General features: G+C 62.4%; 13 protein-coding genes and 1 other RNA gene. 7 read left to right on the forward strand and 7 right to left on the reverse strand.

Annotated elements, in window-relative coordinates; translation table 11 throughout:
• Positions 1-9: 9 nt before the first annotated feature.
• From ACLKMW_RS20065 to ACLKMW_RS20075, 3 genes are all read right to left on the reverse strand, one after another.
• The gene (locus ACLKMW_RS20065; protein ID WP_415726287.1) at positions 10-1890 is read right to left on the reverse strand and encodes an extracellular solute-binding protein; all 1881 of its coding nucleotides are present in this window, start codon (positions 1888-1890) and stop codon (positions 10-12) included.
• On the reverse strand, positions 1890-3779 hold the full coding sequence (locus tag ACLKMW_RS20070) for an extracellular solute-binding protein (protein WP_415726288.1): 1890 nt from the start codon (positions 3777-3779) through the stop codon (positions 1890-1892). The genes ACLKMW_RS20065 and ACLKMW_RS20070 overlap by 1 nt, the downstream gene beginning before the upstream one ends.
• A 152-nt stretch (positions 3780-3931) precedes the next feature.
• Positions 3932-4687 (reverse strand): c-type cytochrome, encoded by a 756-nt coding sequence (locus tag ACLKMW_RS20075; protein ID WP_415726289.1) that lies wholly within the window; start codon positions 4685-4687, stop codon positions 3932-3934.
• A 204-nt stretch (positions 4688-4891) separates the two neighbouring features.
• Between ACLKMW_RS20075 and ACLKMW_RS20080 the strand changes: the two genes are divergently transcribed.
• The gene (locus ACLKMW_RS20080; RefSeq protein ID WP_415726290.1) at positions 4892-5632 is read left to right on the forward strand and encodes a 3-deoxy-manno-octulosonate cytidylyltransferase; all 741 of its coding nucleotides are present in this window, start codon (positions 4892-4894) and stop codon (positions 5630-5632) included.
• A 2-nt stretch (positions 5633-5634) separates the two neighbouring features.
• Entirely contained in the window at positions 5635-6495 is an 861-nt protein-coding gene (locus tag ACLKMW_RS20085; RefSeq protein WP_415726291.1) for a prephenate dehydratase, read from the forward strand.
• 27 nt (positions 6496-6522) lie between these two features.
• On the opposite strand, the gene nudC is transcribed toward ACLKMW_RS20085, so the two are convergent.
• A complete protein-coding gene (nudC, locus tag ACLKMW_RS20090) occupies positions 6523-7461 on the reverse strand; it encodes an NAD(+) diphosphatase (RefSeq protein ID WP_415726292.1) in 939 nt (312 codons plus the stop codon).
• Between the two features lie 7 nt (positions 7462-7468).
• The gene (locus ACLKMW_RS20095; RefSeq protein WP_415726293.1) at positions 7469-7888 is read right to left on the reverse strand and encodes an HIT domain-containing protein; all 420 of its coding nucleotides are present in this window, start codon (positions 7886-7888) and stop codon (positions 7469-7471) included.
• Between the two features lie 178 nt (positions 7889-8066).
• Here ACLKMW_RS20095 and ffs point away from each other — a divergent pair.
• From ffs to ACLKMW_RS20120, 5 genes are all read left to right on the forward strand, one after another.
• An RNA gene (ffs, locus tag ACLKMW_RS20100) (signal recognition particle sRNA small type) lies at positions 8067-8163 on the forward strand.
• Positions 8164-8275: 112 nt separating this feature from the next.
• On the forward strand, positions 8276-10102 hold the full coding sequence (locus ACLKMW_RS20105; protein ID WP_415726294.1) for a DNA polymerase III subunit gamma/tau: 1827 nt from the start codon (positions 8276-8278) through the stop codon (positions 10100-10102).
• Positions 10103-10120: 18 nt separating this feature from the next.
• Positions 10121-10444, forward strand: coding sequence for a YbaB/EbfC family nucleoid-associated protein (locus ACLKMW_RS20110; protein WP_415726295.1), 324 nt, complete (start codon positions 10121-10123; stop codon positions 10442-10444).
• Positions 10445-10557: 113 nt separating this feature from the next.
• Positions 10558-11163 (forward strand): recombination mediator RecR, encoded by a 606-nt coding sequence (recR, locus tag ACLKMW_RS20115; protein WP_415726296.1) that lies wholly within the window; start codon positions 10558-10560, stop codon positions 11161-11163.
• Between the two features lie 157 nt (positions 11164-11320).
• Positions 11321-12601, forward strand: a complete 1281-nt coding sequence (locus tag ACLKMW_RS20120) for a lytic murein transglycosylase (RefSeq protein WP_415726303.1) — start codon at positions 11321-11323, stop codon at positions 12599-12601.
• 24 nt (positions 12602-12625) lie between these two features.
• On the opposite strand, the gene ACLKMW_RS20125 is transcribed toward ACLKMW_RS20120, so the two are convergent.
• Positions 12626-13621: an LLM class flavin-dependent oxidoreductase gene (locus ACLKMW_RS20125; protein WP_415726297.1), complete on the reverse strand. Its 996-nt coding sequence runs from the start codon at positions 13619-13621 to the stop codon at positions 12626-12628.
• A gap of 57 nt (positions 13622-13678) precedes the next feature.
• Positions 13679-14833 (reverse strand): AI-2E family transporter, encoded by a 1155-nt coding sequence (locus ACLKMW_RS20130; protein WP_415726298.1) that lies wholly within the window; start codon positions 14831-14833, stop codon positions 13679-13681.
• Between the last annotated feature and the right edge of the window lie 155 nt (positions 14834-14988).

The raw sequence follows: 14988 nt of genomic DNA on the forward strand, positions 1-14988 counted from the left end.
TCGAGACTGTCAGTCTTTGCCAATACGTGCCGCCTTGTCTTTGTCGAACCACCACATTGCCTCGACCGGAAAGCCGAAATCGGGTTTCGGCTCCTTGAAGCCGAACATGTCCCAGAAGGCTGCGCGGTGATTCGCCGAATGCCAATTTGGAATCCAGTCTTGCCGTGCGCGCAAGACCCGGTCCAGTGCGCGCATGGCCACGGTCAGCTTCGCGCGGTCGTCGGCGCGCCCGACGGCGTCGACCAGCGCGTCGACGGCGGGGTCCTGGGTGCCCGGCAGGTTCCGAGATCCGGCAAGTGCCGCCGAACGCGAGTGAAACAGCGCTTCGATCTCGTCGCGCGTTGGCGTGGCGGTAAAGGAAAGCGCCATGGTGATGAGATCGAAATCGAAATCGTTCTGGCGCGCCGCATATTGGGCCGAATCGACCACGCGGATCGACGCATCCACGCCGATAGCCCGCATATTGCCGATCCAGCCGCCAAGAATCTGCTCCCACAAATCGTCTTCGACCAGGATTTCGACGCTCAGCCGTTCACCTTTGTCATTGGCCAGCATCGAGCCCGAGCGGCTCCATCCGGCTTCCTTGAGAAGTTTTGCGGCGGTGCCGAGCAGTTTTCGGTCGCGGCCTGAGCCGTCCGAAACCGGTTGCAGCATCGCCTCGCCGAACGCTTCTTCGGGTATTTTACCGCGAAGCGGCTCAAGCAGGGCCAGTTCCTCGGCCGATGGCAGTCCTTCGGCACGAAAATCCGAGCGTTCGAAGCAGGATTGCGAGCGCTCATAGGAGCCGTAGAACAGATTGCGCTTTGTCCACTCGAAGTCGAAACACATGGCCAAGGCCCGGCGCACGCGCAAATCGCGGAAGCGCTCGCGGCGCAGATTGATGGCGGTCGCCTGCATCGATGGCCGCTTTTCGGCAGGGAACTCGCGCTTTATCACCTTGCCTTGCTTCAGCGCCGGAAAATCATAGCCGGTCGCCCAGACGCGCGAAGTGAACTCCTGCCGATAAAGGATGTCGCCCTTCTTGAATGCCTCGAACCCCGCCTGCCGGTCGCGGTAGAATTCGATGCGCAGGCGGTCGAAATTGTAGAGGCCACGATTGACCGGCAGATCGCGTCCCCAATAGTCGGGAACGCGCTCATATTCGATGGTCTGGCCGGCCACGACGCGCCCGACCTTGTAGGGCCCCGAGCCGAGCGGCGCCTTGAGCCCGGCGCCATCGAACGGGTTGGCCTCGAAATAGGCTTTCGAGACTATCGGGAAGCCGGCGACGTTCAGCACGGTTCGAGCAGACTGTCTGCCCGAGAAGGACACACGCAAGGTGGTCTCGTCGACGGCAACCGCCTCCACCATGTGGGCCAACGGCAAAAGCAGGTTGGGGTGCCCGTCCTTCTTATAAAGGTTGAAGGAAAAGGCAGCGTCCTCGGCAGTCAGTTTCGTGCCGTCATGGAAGCGCGCTTGCGGGCGCATGGCGAATTCGAACGTATTGCGATCTTCCGAGATGGTGACCGATTCGGCAAGCAGGCCGTACAGCGCGTCCGGTTCATCCAGCGCGCCGGCCATCAGCGAATCGAAACACATTTCCATTCGCGGCGGCGCGTCGCCCTTGGCCACGAATGTGTTCAGCGTGTTGAAGGTAAGGACGTTTTGGTTGAAGACCCAGTTGGGCGGCGAAAAAACGAAGGTGCCGCCCTTCGGCGCATCCGGGTTTATGTAGTCGAAATGCTTGAAGTCGGGGCCATATTTTAGGTCGCCGAAGGCCGACAGCCCATATAGCGGCGTTCCGGTGGGCGAGGCGGCGAAGGCGAAGCCGGGCAGGAGCGCTGCCGCCGAGCCGAGTGCAAGGAACTCCCGGCGTGAAAGGCAGGTCGATGGCTGGCTCGGTGCACCCATCAGTCGGCGCTCTTGTATTTGGCTTCCAGCGCCTTCTCCTTCTCCGGGTCGATCCACCAGGAATCGATGTCGGCACCGACATAGGCCGGCTGCTTTTCAGGAATGCCGAACTTGTTCCAGTAGGCGAGCCAGACGACCGGCCGGTGCCATTGCGGCACCACGTAATAGTTCCATAGCAGCACCCGGTCGAGCGCACGCGTGGCGGCCATGAGGTCCTCGCGGTCGGTGGCGAAGATCACCCGCTCGACCAGCGCATCGACCACCGGATCCTTGATGCCGGCCAGGTTGCGTGAGCCGGGCCTGTCGGCGGCTTGCGAACTCCAGAAATCGCGCTGCTCGTTGCCGGGAGACGACGATTGGGGGAACTGCCCGGTAACAGAATCAAAGTCGAAATTGCGATAGCGATTGATGTACTGACTGGGGTCGACGATGCGCAGCGAGGCATTGATGCCGATCTTGCGCAGGCTGGCGATGTAGGAACTGGAAATGATCTCATCGGTGGGACCGCTGCCGAGAATCTCGATCCTGAATTGCTCGCCCTTGTCGTTCAGCATCTTGCCGCCATTGATGTTCCAGCCGGCCTGCGCGAACAGCTCGATCGCCTGGCGCAGATATCGCCGCTCGGCTTGCGGCGTGTCGTAGATCGGCAGCTTGAACTCCTCGGTGAAGAGCTCAGGCGGCAGCTTGTCCTTGAATTTGTTGAGGAGCTCCAGTTCCTTGCCGCTGGGAAGTCCGCTTGAGGCCAGGTCCTGGCCTTCGAAATAGCTGTCGGTACGCGTGTTCAGCCCGTAGAAGAGCGTGCGGTTCATGCTCTCGAAATCAAGCGCCAGTGTAAGCGCATGGCGCACCCGCCGGTCCTGGAATTGCGGGCGGCGCAGGTTGAGCACGAAGCCCTGCATCGGCTCTCCGCTCTCGGTCTTGAATTCCCGCTTGATGACGTCGCCTGCCTTAAAGGCCGGAAAAATGTATTCCGTGGCCCAGCGCCGAGAGCTGTTTTCCGGACGAACGTCTTCGAAGCCGCCCTTGGTGAAGGCTTGCCACTCGGCATTGTCGTCTTGGATGTAGATATAGCGGCGGCGGTCGAAATTGTTGCGGCCGACATTGACGCCGACATCGGCGCCCCAATAGTCCGGAACGCGGCTCCAGATCACTTCCGAGCCGGGCTTGAAACTCTCGATCTTGTAGGCGCCGGAGCCGAGCGGCGGTTCAAGGCTTGGCTGCGTGATGTCGCGCTTCCTGCCCTTGGCATTGGTGCCTTCCCACCAGTGCTTGGGCAGCACCACCAGGTCACCCAGGATCAGCGGCAACTCGCGATTGCCCTTTTGATCGAAGCGGAACTCGATCTCGCGCTCCGAAATCGCGACGGCTTCCTTAACATTGCCGAAATAGCGAATGAAATTCGGGCTCTCGGCTTTCAGGAAATTGAACGACCAGACCACGTCTTCGGCGGTGATCGGCTTGCCGTCGTGCCATTTGGCACGTGGATCGAGCCGGTAGGTGGCCGAGGAGAAGTCGTCCGGATATTTGAAGGCCTCGGCGATCAGCGGGTGATTGGTGCTGCCCTCGTCAGTCGCCTTGGCCATCAATGTGTCGTAGAGCAGGCCACCTTGATAGTTCAGGCCGGCTGCGGCCGTCCCGCGCACGATGAAGGGATTGAAGCTGTCGAAGCTGCCGCTGGCGACTGAATTGAGCGTTCCGCCCTTGGGCGCTTGCGGGTTTACATAGTCGTAGTGCTTCAACTCCGCGCCGTATTTGGACTCGCCGATCAGCGAGGCGGTGCTTCGCCATTCATCGGCCTGAGCCCAAGCCAAGCTTGCCGACAAAATGGCGCCCGCCAAGCCCGCTGTTGCGCCCGCCCGTGCTATTATGTCTGGCAGCCATGCTTTCATTGCGAACCTCATGCGCGATCTTCATTCGGCAATGTAGAACATTGCACGGCCGTGGAAACCGCGTATCGCCGGATCGGCGAGCATATGCGTGATTTCCAACAAAAAAGCCGGGGTGAACCCGGCTTTTTCATGATCTGGCGATGACGATTTCGTTATTGCGCCGGTGCCGGCGTCGCATTTTCGGCTGGGGCCGGTTCCGCAGATGCCGGCTCGGTCGGAGCGGCCGCACCATCGGCCGGCGCTGCCGCATCGTCCGCGGGTGCCGCGCCTTCCGCCGGAGCCTCCGCGGGTGCCGCGCCCTCGGCAGGGGCTTCGGCCGGGGCTGCGCCCTCGGCAGGGGCTTCGGCCGGGGCTGCGCCAGCCTCGGGCAGCGGGGCCGGATTGTCCGACAGCGTACGCAGGTAAGCGATCAGATTGGCGCGCTCGTCGTCTTTCTTGACGCCGGCGAAGCCCATCGCGGTTCCCTTGATGTAGCCCTTCGGCGAGGCAAGAAAGTGGTTGAGGTGGTCGAAATCCCAGACGACCGAGCCGCCCTGCGAAAATTCCTTCATGGCTGCCGAGTAGGAGAAGCCCTCATGCCCGCCGATCGGGCGATTGACGATGTCCCACAGTGCCGGGCCGACCTTGTTCGCGCCGCCCTTTTCGGCGGTGTGGCAGGCCGCGCACTTCTTGAACACCGCAGCACCGGCTTCGGCATTGGCGCTTGCCAGAAGCTCGGCGATCGGCGTGGCTTCCTCGGCCTCGCCACCGGCCGCGGCCGGCTCGGCTTCGGCGGCTTCAATGGCGTAACCCGGCTTCTCGGGAACCGGCGAGGCAAAAATCGCATCGGAAGCAAGGGAGATCGAAAAGACGACGAAAGCAGTGCCCAGCAGGCCGCCAATCACCTTGTTGAATTCGAATGAGTTCATTCGCCCCTGGGCTCCCTTGGTCGGCTTTGTGGCGGAAGCAGCGCTCCCGCGTAGAACGGCAATATTCCTTTGCCGGTCGGGACCGGCAGAATTTGGCGGAAACTAGGTCTTTTGCTTGCCCGTTGCAACACCTATAAGAGCCCTTCCAGTGAGACCTTTTGCCACTTTTCGCCGTCGCTTTCTTGGACTTTTTTGCAGCGTTCCATGTCTCATCTCATCCTCATTCCCGCGCGCTTGCGCGCAACGCGGCTGCCGGGAAAGCCGCTTGCCGATATTTGCGGCCGACCGATGATCGTGCATGTCGCGGAGCGTGCGCGCGAGAGCGGATTGGGGCGCGTGGTGGTGGCGACCGACGCCGAGGAGGTCGCGCAGACGGTCCGCGCCCATGGATTCGAGGCGGTCATGACCCGCAGCGATCACGAATCAGGCTCCGACCGGATTTTCGAGGCGCTTACCTTGCTCGATCCGAGCGGCCTCATCGAAACCATCATCAATGTCCAGGGCGATCTGCCGACGATCGATCCGCAGACGATCCGCTCGGCCCTTCTGCCCTTCGAGGATACTGAGGTGGATATCGCCACGCTTGGCGTCGAGATCACGCGCGAGGAGGAGAAGGCCAACCCGAACGTGGTCAAGATCGTCGGCTCTCCGCGCTCGGAAGCCCGGCTGCGCGCGCTTTATTTCACGCGGGCGACGGCGCCCTGGGGCGATGGCCCGCTCTATCACCATATCGGCCTCTATGCATATCGGCGCGAGGCGTTGCAGCATTTCGTCAAATTGAAGCCGTCGCCGCTGGAAAAGCGCGAGCGGCTGGAACAGTTGCGTGCACTAGAGGCCGGGATGCGCATCGATGTCGAGATCGTCGATTCGGTGCCGCTCGGCGTCGACACGCCCGACGATCTGGAACGCGCACGCCAAATCATCAGCGGACAAGACAAGGCCTGACCATGCCCGAAAAGACCAACAGGATTGCCTTTCAGGGCGAACCCGGCGCCAATTCAGACACCGCCTGCCGCAATGTCTATCCGACGATGGAGCCGCTGCCTTGCCCGACATTCGAGGACGCGTTCAACGCGGTCGAGACCGGCAAGGCAGACCTTGCGATGATACCGATCGAAAACACCATTGCCGGTCGGGTCGCCGACATCCACTATCTGCTGCCCGTGTCGAAACTGCACATCGTCGGCGAATATTTCCTGCCGATCCATTTCCAGCTGATGGTGCTGCCCGGCGTGAAGCGCGAAGAGATCAAAACCGTCCACAGCCATATCCATGCGCTTGGCCAGTGCCGCAAATACACCCGCAAGAACGGCTGGAAGCCGGTGGTTGCCGGCGACACGGCGGGCGCTGCAAAGCTGGTGGCTGAAATGAAGGACAGGTCCATGGCGGCGCTTGCGCCGAACCTTGCCGCCAGCCTCTACGGGCTCGACATCCTTGAGGAAAATGTCGAGGACACCGAAAACAACGTGACGCGTTTCGTGGTGCTTTCCAAGGGCAAGACCTGGGCCGAGCGCCAGGATGGCGTGCCGATGGTCACGACCTTCGTGTTCAAGGTGCGAAACGTCCCGGCAGCGCTTTACAAGGCGATGGGCGGCTTCGCCACCAATGGCGTCAACATGACCAAGCTCGAGAGCTATCAGCTCGGCGCATTTGCGGCGACGCAGTTCTATGCCGATGTCGAAGGCCATCCCGACGACCGAAACCTGGCGCTGGCGCTTGAGGAATTGCGCTTCTTCTCGCGCGAGGTGCGTACGCTCGGCGTCTATCCGGCGCATGAATTTCGCGCCACCCAGGACGCCGACGCCTGAGCGCCCCTCGCGCTGATTTTTGCGGCTCTAACTTTCCGCCCAACTGCGGATGAGCTCCTGGGCGATCGCGCCTTTGGGCGGCACGATCAGGCCGCCGGCATGGACGCCGGCGAGCATGGCGTGAACCTCCTCGCGCGTGAACCAGCGGCAGTCTTCCAGCTCGTTCGTGTCGGCGGCAATATCCTCGTTCAGTGCCTCGCCGAAGCAGCCGATCATCAGCGAATGGGGGAACGGCCAAGGCTGGCTGGCGTGATAGACGACGCGTCCGAGGCGAATCCCCGCCTCCTCAAAGGTTTCGCGCCGCACCGCCGCCTCGATGGTTTCACCGGGTTCGATGAAACCGGCAAGTGCCGAATACATTCCTGGCGCGAAATGCGGGCTGCAGCCGAGAAGGCATTTTTCGGGCGCCACCGTCAGCATGATCGCCACTGGATCGGTGCGCGGAAAATGCTCGGCGTCGCAAGCTGCGCAATGTCGCTTGCAACCGCCGGCGCGCATTTCTGTCGGGCGACCGCATCTGCCGCAAAATCCGTGGCTGGCATGCCAGGCAAGTAGCGCGGCCGCCTGCGCCAGCGCGCCGAGATCGGCAGGTTCAAGCAGGCCCTGGATGTAGACCGATCGGTAGTCGATAGCCTTGATGGTGGCAGGAAGTTCCTCGGCCGTTAGCCCGGCGGGAGCGGCCAGAACCGGATTTCGGTTGGAAAAGCCGAGCAGGATTGCCTGGTCCATCCGGGCGGCGAGCGCACTGGCTTCCGCTATGTCGAAATAAGGGTCGAACCGGCCATACGCGATTTTCAGGTGAATCCTGCCGTCGCCGAGCAGCATCAGTCGCGCGGACGGATCGGCCAGCGCGGTCTCAGTCGAGTTGTCGCTACGATTTTCCGACCGCCGGTCGATTTCATTGCCGGCGAAACTTATAAACCTGCTGGGCTCGCGTTCGGGCGCTTCGGGAAAGCGAAAATTCATTCTGAACCTAAAGTGACGTGCGGATCTTCTCGCAAAATCCATGCAGATCGGATCGCTTATAGGGTTCGCGCATGCCGTGACCCCACACCGGGCCCGGCCAGTTCGCATCGCCCTCAAAACGCGCCACGATATGGATATGAAGCTGCCGCACGACATTGCCGAGCGCGCCGGTGTTGATCTTGGTGCAGCCGGTGGCCTTCTTCAGCGCCTGGGCGACCATGTTGGTCTCGAAGGTCAGCATTGCCTGATCGAGCGGCGTCAGGTCGTGAACCTCCTCGGCGCCCGGCCTTTGCGGCACCAGAACCAGCCAGGGCCAGCGCCGGTCGTTCATCACCCGAAGCTCGCACAGGCCGAGCCACATCAACGGCTCGCTGTCCGCCTCCAGCTTGGCGTTCATTACAAATCCGCCCTCAAGACCAGGCAGCATCGGCGGTTTCCTCGATTTTCGCATGAATGCCAAACCGTCAGGCTAGCGCATTTCGCCGCCGGACAAAATCGTTTCGTCAAATGAAAATGCGTGAACCCGCGTATGCCGCACGGCCCCCGCGCTGACGGATTGTCCATTGCACTTGCAATTGGGCGCACAATTGCCGATATGGAAGCCGGGAGGTTGGTGGTGGACGATCCACTCGCCAACCGGGTCAGGTCCGGAAGGAAGCAGCCCTAACGAGCCCGGAACGGGTCATTGTTCCAGCCTCCCACCTTCTTCGCCAGTTGCCCGCCTGATTGAGCCGCGATTGACGGCATTTGGCTGTGCGGTGACACTCTGTTGGGAATCGGCCGCGCTCGCGGCAAGTGGAGCGAAACCGGACGGATGAGCGAAGCCGGAAACGACCAGTCAGTCAACGACCAGTCGGGTAAGGCCGGCGCCTATCGCGTTCTTGCGCGCAAATACCGGCCGTCCGACTTCTCCGGCCTGATCGGCCAGGAGCCGATGGTCCGCACCCTTACCAATGCGTTCTCCTCCGGCCGCATCGCGCAGGCCTGGATGCTGACTGGCGTGCGCGGCGTCGGCAAGACCACGACTGCGCGCATCCTTGCCCGCGCGCTCAACTACAAGACAGCGGAGATCAACCAGCCTTCCGTCGATCTGACCGTGCCGGGCGAACATTGCCAGCCGATCATGGAAGGTCGCCATCCTGACGTGATCGAGATGGACGCCGCCTCCCATACCGGCGTCGACAACATGCGCGACATCATCGAGCAGGTGCGCTACGCGCCGGTTGCGGCGCGTTACAAGGTCTACATCATCGACGAAGTGCATATGCTTTCGGGCGGCGCCTTCAATGCGATGCTGAAGACGCTTGAAGAGCCGCCGCCGCATGTGAAATTCATTTTCGCCACCACCGAAATCCGCAAGGTGCCGATCACGGTTCTGTCGCGCTGCCAGCGCTTCGACCTGCGGCGCATCGATTCCGGCGCGCTGGTGGCGCATCTGAGCGCCATCGCCAACCAGGAAGGCATCGACGTCGACGATGCGGCACTGGCGATGATTGCGCGCGCCGCCGAAGGATCGGCACGCGATTCGCTGTCGATCTTCGATCAGGCGATTGCGCATGGCGCGGGACGGGTCACCGCCGAAGCTGTTCGCGCCATGCTCGGTCTTGCCGACCGGGCGCGGATCGTCGATCTGTTCGAGCATGTGATGCGAGGCGATGCGGCAGCGGCGTTGGGCGAATTGCGCGCCCAGTACGACACGGGCGCCGATCCCGCCGCCGTGCTGACCGATCTTGCCGAGTTCAATCATCTGGTCACCCGGCTGCGTTTTGTGCCGTCTGCCGCCGAGGACGCTTCGCTTTCCGAGGAAGAGCGGGTGAGGGGCCTCGACTTCGCACAGAAGCTTTCGGTGCGGGTGCTGTCGCGCAGCTGGCAGATGCTCTTGAAGGGCATCACCGAGGTGCAGGCCTCCAACCGGCCGGTAAGTGCAGCCGAAATGGTGCTGATCCGGCTTGCGCATGCCGCCGACCTGCCGACTTTGGACGAGGCGCTGAAATCGCTCGGCGACGGCGCGCCTGTCTCGCCCTCCAGCGTGCCCCCGCGCCCGCCGATGTCGGCCCGGCCGGCGGTCGATGGCGTTGGTGCGAGTGCAGTCTCGCAGGCGCGCATGCCTTCCGGCAATGGCGGTGGCCAGACCATGCGGCTCGTGGCGGCCGAGGCTGCACCGATCCCTGCGGAGGTCGCGCCGCCGGCGGTCGAGGAGACGCCTTCCTCGCCCATCAATTCGCTGGCCGACCTCGCCGCTCTTGCCGACACGCATCGCGACATGACGATCAAAGTGCTGATCAGGCGCTGCGTGAGGCTGGTCAAGGTCGAGCCGGGGCGGCTCGACGTCAACCTGACTACCGATGCGCCGAAGACGCTGCTGAACGACCTGGCGGTAAAGCTGAAGGCCTGGACCGGTCGTCACTGGATGGTGTCGCTGTCGCGCGAGGAAGGCGGCCAGACGCTTGCCGAGATGGAAACGAGCAAGCGCGAGACCGCGTTTCTCGATGCGAGGAGCGATCCGACGGTGGCGGAGATTCTTGCCCGCTTCCCCGGCGCCAAGATCATCGACGTGCGCATTCCCGATGCAGTCGAGGTTGATGAGGACGGTGCCGGAATGCCGGTTGAGCCGCCGGCCGAAGATGACGACGAAACCTGAGGACAAAGGACTCGGATCATGAAGGACCTTATCGGCCTTATGGGCAAGGCAAAGGAAATGCAGGCCAAATTCCAGGCCATGCAGGAGGAAATCGCCACGCTGGAGGCGACCGGCCAGGCCGGCGGTGGCCTTGTGCAGGTGACGATCTCGGGCAAGTTCGAGATGAAGGGGCTGAAGATCGATCCGTCGCTGTTCAAGGAAGACGAGGTCGAAATCCTTGAGGATCTCATCCTTGCCGCGCACAACGACGCCAAGGTCAAGGTTGAGCAGGTCATGCAGGAAAAGACCAAGGCGCTGACGGCGGGCTTGCCGATACCGCCGGGAATGAAGCTGCCGTTTTGAAGCGAGTGGCGAATAGGGAATAGCGAATGGTAATCGGGTACTTCCCTTACTCGCTACTCGCTACTCGCTACTCGCTATTCGCTCCTTCGGCCATTCGCTCTATAACCGCCTCCATGTCGAAACGAATCGCCGGCCCCGAGATCGAACGCCTGATCCAGCTTCTGGCCAAGGTGCCGGGGCTCGGGCCGCGTTCGGCCAGGCGAGCGGCCCTCCATCTCATCAAGAAGAAGGAGCAGCTTCTGGCGCCGCTGGCCGATGCCATGGGCGAGGCGGTCGAAAAGGTCCGCGTCTGCTCCACTTGCGGCAATGTCGACACGGCCGATCCCTGCACGATCTGCACCGATGCGAGGCGCGACGCGGCGACGGTAATCGTCGTCGAAGACGTTGCTGATCTGTGGGCGCTCGAGCGCGCCGGTGCGATGAACGCGCTCTACCATGTGTTGGGCGGCACACTGTCGCCGCTTGATGGCATCGGCCCCGAGCAACTGACGATCAAGCAGTTGGTCGGCCGGGTGGCGGAAGGCGCGATCCGGGAAGTCATCATCGCCGTCAACGCCACCGTCGAGGGGCAGACGACCGCGCATTATCTCACCGACCAGCTTGCAGGTTTCGACGTCAAGGTGACGCGGCTCGCTCACGGTGTGCCGGTTGGCGGCGAACTCGACTATCTCGACGAGGGCACACTTGCTGCGGCGCTGAAATCGCGGACGGTGTTTTGAGGGGCAGAGAGCGACCATGAAAACTGCCGAGGGCATGCTCTCCGCGACCCCACTCTGTCCTGCCGGACATCTCCCCCTCAAGGGGGGAGATCAGCCGGCACCACCGCTTTCTCCAAACGCGAGGACGGCGAGAAAGGTGGAAACGCCGAAGCTGCCGATTGCCGGCAGGACAGAGGGAGGTGTGAGGACACTGTTCTGCGCGCAAGTATTTCGCGCACTGCGCAGTGCGCTCGTCGTCCTCTGTCTCGTGCTTGGCCTGACGGGGACAGCCCAGGCGGCAAAGATCGACGACCAGTTTCGGGCCTGGCTGCAAAATGACCTTTGGCCGGAAGCGCGCTCGCGCGGCATCTCGCAGAAAACCTTCAATTCCGCCTTCTCCGGCGTTTCTCCCAACCTCAAGCTTCCCGATCTTGTCATGCCGGGAGCCAAGCCGAAGACGCCCAAGAAGCAGCATCAGGCGGAATTCGGTTCGCCTGGAAATTATTTCGCGCCGATCGGCGGGGTCACTGCGGGCGGACGCACGCGCGCCGCGCGATATGCAAAGACGCTCGCCGCGATCGAAAAACGTTTCGGCGTCCCGGGCGAGGTGACGCTGGCGATCTGGGGCAGGGAATCCGGCTTCGGCGCCGCCAAAATTCCATACAACGCCTTCGAGGTTTTGGGCACCAAGGCGTTTCTGGCCACTCGCAAGGACATGTTCCGCAAGGAGGTCCTGGCGGCCTTGGAGATGGTCGAGCGTGGGTTAGCGGCGCCAGGGGCCATGAAATCGTCCTGGGCCGGCGCGCTCGGGCAGCCGCAATTCCTGCCGACCTCGTTCCTGCAACATGCCGTCGATTTCGATGGCGACGGCCATCCCGACATATGGGGTTCGGTACCCGATACGCTGGCCTCGATCGCCAGCTATCTTGTCGACTATGGTTGGGTGAAAGGACGCGACTGGGGTTTCGAGGTGACGGTGCCGGACGGCATTTCCTGTGCGCTCGAAGGTCCCGATCAGGGTCGCAAGATTACCGACTGGGCAGCCATGGGCATTGCGCGTGTCGGCGGCAAACAGTTTCCGGCGCACGAGCTGCGGTCGGAAGGATTTCTGCTGATGCCTGCCGGGCGCAACGGGCCGGCCTTCATCGTCACGCCGAACTTCTATGTGCTCAAGGCGTACAATGAGAGCGATCTCTATGCATTGTTCATCGGCCACGGCGCCGATCGCATCGCCCATGGCGACAGGCAGTTTGTGGCAAATTGGGGCAAGGTCGGCGGGCTCTACCGTTCCGACATCGCCGCCATGCAGCGCGGTCTCGAAAAGGCCGGGTACGATGTCGGGGGCGCTGACGGGCTGCCGGGATTCAAGACCCGCCGTTCCATCGGCGCGTGGCAGGCGAAGAATGGCCGCGCCGCAACGTGTTTCCCTGACAAGGAACTCGTCGACGCGATGAGATAATGCCGGTCGATGTGTTATGGGCGCTCATCCGGCAAGTTGGCGATGCGCCTCCGCAAGGATCTCGAAGGAGCGCACTCTTGCGGCATGGTCGAAAATCTGCGCCGTGACCATGAGCTCGTCCGCGCCTGTGCGTTTGATGAAGGCTTCAAGACCCTCCTTCACCGTCTGTAGCGAGCCGACGACCGCGCAGGACAGCGCCGATGCCAGCACGGACTTGGCGACGGGGTCCAGATCGGCGTCGTAGTTCTTGACCGGGGCAGGCAGCTGGCCAGGGCGGCCGCTGCGCAGGTTGACGAAGGCCTGTTGCAGCGAGCTGAAATGGAATTTCGCCTCTTCATCCGTTTCGGCGGCAAAGACGTTCAGGCCAAGCATTACGTAGGGTTTTTGCAGCCGTTCTGATGGCTTGAAGCGGGAGCGATAAACCTCAAGTGCGTGCTCCATTTCGGCTGGCGCGAAGTGCGAGGCGAAGGCGTAAGGCAGGCCGAGGATGGCGGCAAGCTGCGCGCCATAGAGGCTGGAACCGAGAATCCAGACCGGCACCTCCTGTCCCTCGCCGGGCACCGCGCGTACCCGCTGGCCCGCTTCGGCCGGCGCGAAATAGTTGATGAGCTCGACCACATCCTGAGGGAAGCTGTCGACGCCGGCTTCCAGATTGCGCCGAAGCGCACGTGCCGTATTCATGTCGGTTCCAGGTGCTCGACCAATTCCGAGATCGATGCGGCCCGGATGAAGCGCGGCCAGCGTGCCGAACTGTTCGGCGATCACCAGCGGCGCGTGATTGGGCAACATGATGCCCCCGGCCCCGACGCGGATCGATCTTGTGCCGGCGGCGACATGGCCGATGACGACGGCCGTGGCCGCACTCGCGATACCCGGCATGTTGTGATGCTCGGCCAACCAGTAACGACGGTAGCCGAGCCGCTCGGCATGGCGCGCAAGGTCGAGCGTGTGGGCGAGCGACTGCGAGGCGGTGCCGCCCTCGGCAATGGGCGCGAGGTCGAGAACGGAAAGCGGGATCATCGGCGAGCTCCAATAGTCAGAAGCCCGGATATAGGAGTGGCCGGCGGCGAACGCCAATCATGCAGCCTTGTTGGCGACCGTGCCTTCTTCTTCCTCTTCTTCGGCGGTGTGCTGCGCCGACAGGAAATTGCCGACATGGCGCAGGCTGTCGAAATGGTCGCAGAACACCTTGATGACCACAAGCAGCGGAACCGCGATCAATGCGCCGACAAAGCCCCATAGCCATGACCAGAAGGCGACCGCGACGAAGATCGCCACCGCATTGATCTCGAGGCGCCGGCCGACGACCATCGGCGTCACGAACTGGCCTTCGATGACGTTGCAGCAGATGATGAAGGCGGGCGCGAGCAGCGCATAGGTGAGACTGTCAAACGAGACGATGGCGATGGCCGCCACCAGAAGGACGGTCATCAGCGCGCCGACATAGGGCAGGAAGTTGAGAAGCGCGGCCGCCGTGCCCCAGACAAAAGGCGTCGGCATGCCGATCGCCCAGAGGCCGAGCGCAACCACAAGGCCGAGCGCAACATTGATGATCGCCACGGTGAGCAGGTAGCGCGAAATCTCACGCTCGACGTCGTAGACCATGCGCAACGCGCGCTTCTTTTCGCTCATGCGCGTGAAGGACTGGATGATCTTCTCATAGAACATCGTGCCCGACGTGAGCAGGAAGAGCGACAGCACGAAGGTGATCGCCACAGTGGTTCCGGCCGACAGCAGGTTGCCGGCTGCCTGTGAGATTATCCCCGGCTGAGCCACCACCACCTTCTGCACGCCGGGCTCGCGTGCGCCGTCCGTTACCCGTTCGACCTGCTGGGAAATGTCCATCATTTGGTCGAGCGGATCGCGCAGCCGCGCAAGCCGTTCGGTCAGTTGGCGTCCGATGGTCGGCGCATTGTCGACAAGGTCGACCACGGGTCCGCTGAGCAGATAACCGGCCGTACCGATGCTGAGAACCGAGACCACGACCAGGATTGTCGCCGATATCGCCTCGGGAATGCCGCGTCGGCGCAGGAAGCGCACGATAGGGGTGAGCATCAGTGCGAGCATCAGCGCGAGGATGACCGGCATGAAGAAATCACGCGCGAAATAGAGCGCGTAAACCGCCATGAACAGGAATATGCCGATCAACAGCGAACGCGTCAGCCTCATGTCGGCTGCGGTGCGCTCGGCTTCCGAGGGCACGGTCTCGGACGTGGCCACGTCATTCGCCATAGTCAACCCCGGTCGGCGCGATCCTTGCGGCCACCAAAATCCCTTCAGGCGTCTCAATGCGGCTGAAGGGGGAAAGTTCCGCTGTGGGAGCTTAGAGCGGTTCAGGCCTTGACTGAATCGGAGGGGATTCCGGTTTTGGCTGTTTTGTGATTCAA

The organism is Borborobacter xinjiangensis (genome assembly GCF_047739745.1).
Lineage (GTDB): Bacteria > Pseudomonadota > Alphaproteobacteria > Rhizobiales > Rhizobiaceae > Pseudaminobacter.

Bases quoted from the DNA above. Each gene is read 5' to 3' on its own strand.
- ACLKMW_RS20065 (WP_415726287.1), bottom strand. From the start codon at position 1,890: ATGGGTGCACCGAGCCAGCCATCGACCTGCCTTTCACGCCGGGAGTTC.
- ACLKMW_RS20070 (WP_415726288.1), bottom strand. From the start codon at position 3,779: ATGAAAGCATGGCTGCCAGACATAATAGCACGGGCGGGCGCAACAGCG.
- ACLKMW_RS20075 (WP_415726289.1), bottom strand. From the start codon at position 4,687: ATGAACTCATTCGAATTCAACAAGGTGATTGGCGGCCTGCTGGGCACT.
- ACLKMW_RS20080 (WP_415726290.1), top strand. From the start codon at position 4,892: ATGTCTCATCTCATCCTCATTCCCGCGCGCTTGCGCGCAACGCGGCTG.
- ACLKMW_RS20085 (WP_415726291.1), top strand. From the start codon at position 5,635: ATGCCCGAAAAGACCAACAGGATTGCCTTTCAGGGCGAACCCGGCGCC.
- nudC (WP_415726292.1), bottom strand. From the start codon at position 7,461: ATGAATTTTCGCTTTCCCGAAGCGCCCGAACGCGAGCCCAGCAGGTTT.
- ACLKMW_RS20095 (WP_415726293.1), bottom strand. From the start codon at position 7,888: ATGCTGCCTGGTCTTGAGGGCGGATTTGTAATGAACGCCAAGCTGGAG.
- ACLKMW_RS20105 (WP_415726294.1), top strand. From the start codon at position 8,276: ATGAGCGAAGCCGGAAACGACCAGTCAGTCAACGACCAGTCGGGTAAG.
- ACLKMW_RS20110 (WP_415726295.1), top strand. From the start codon at position 10,121: ATGAAGGACCTTATCGGCCTTATGGGCAAGGCAAAGGAAATGCAGGCC.
- recR (WP_415726296.1), top strand. From the start codon at position 10,558: ATGTCGAAACGAATCGCCGGCCCCGAGATCGAACGCCTGATCCAGCTT.
- ACLKMW_RS20125 (WP_415726297.1), bottom strand. From the start codon at position 13,621: ATGATCCCGCTTTCCGTTCTCGACCTCGCGCCCATTGCCGAGGGCGGC.
- ACLKMW_RS20130 (WP_415726298.1), bottom strand. From the start codon at position 14,833: ATGGCGAATGACGTGGCCACGTCCGAGACCGTGCCCTCGGAAGCCGAG.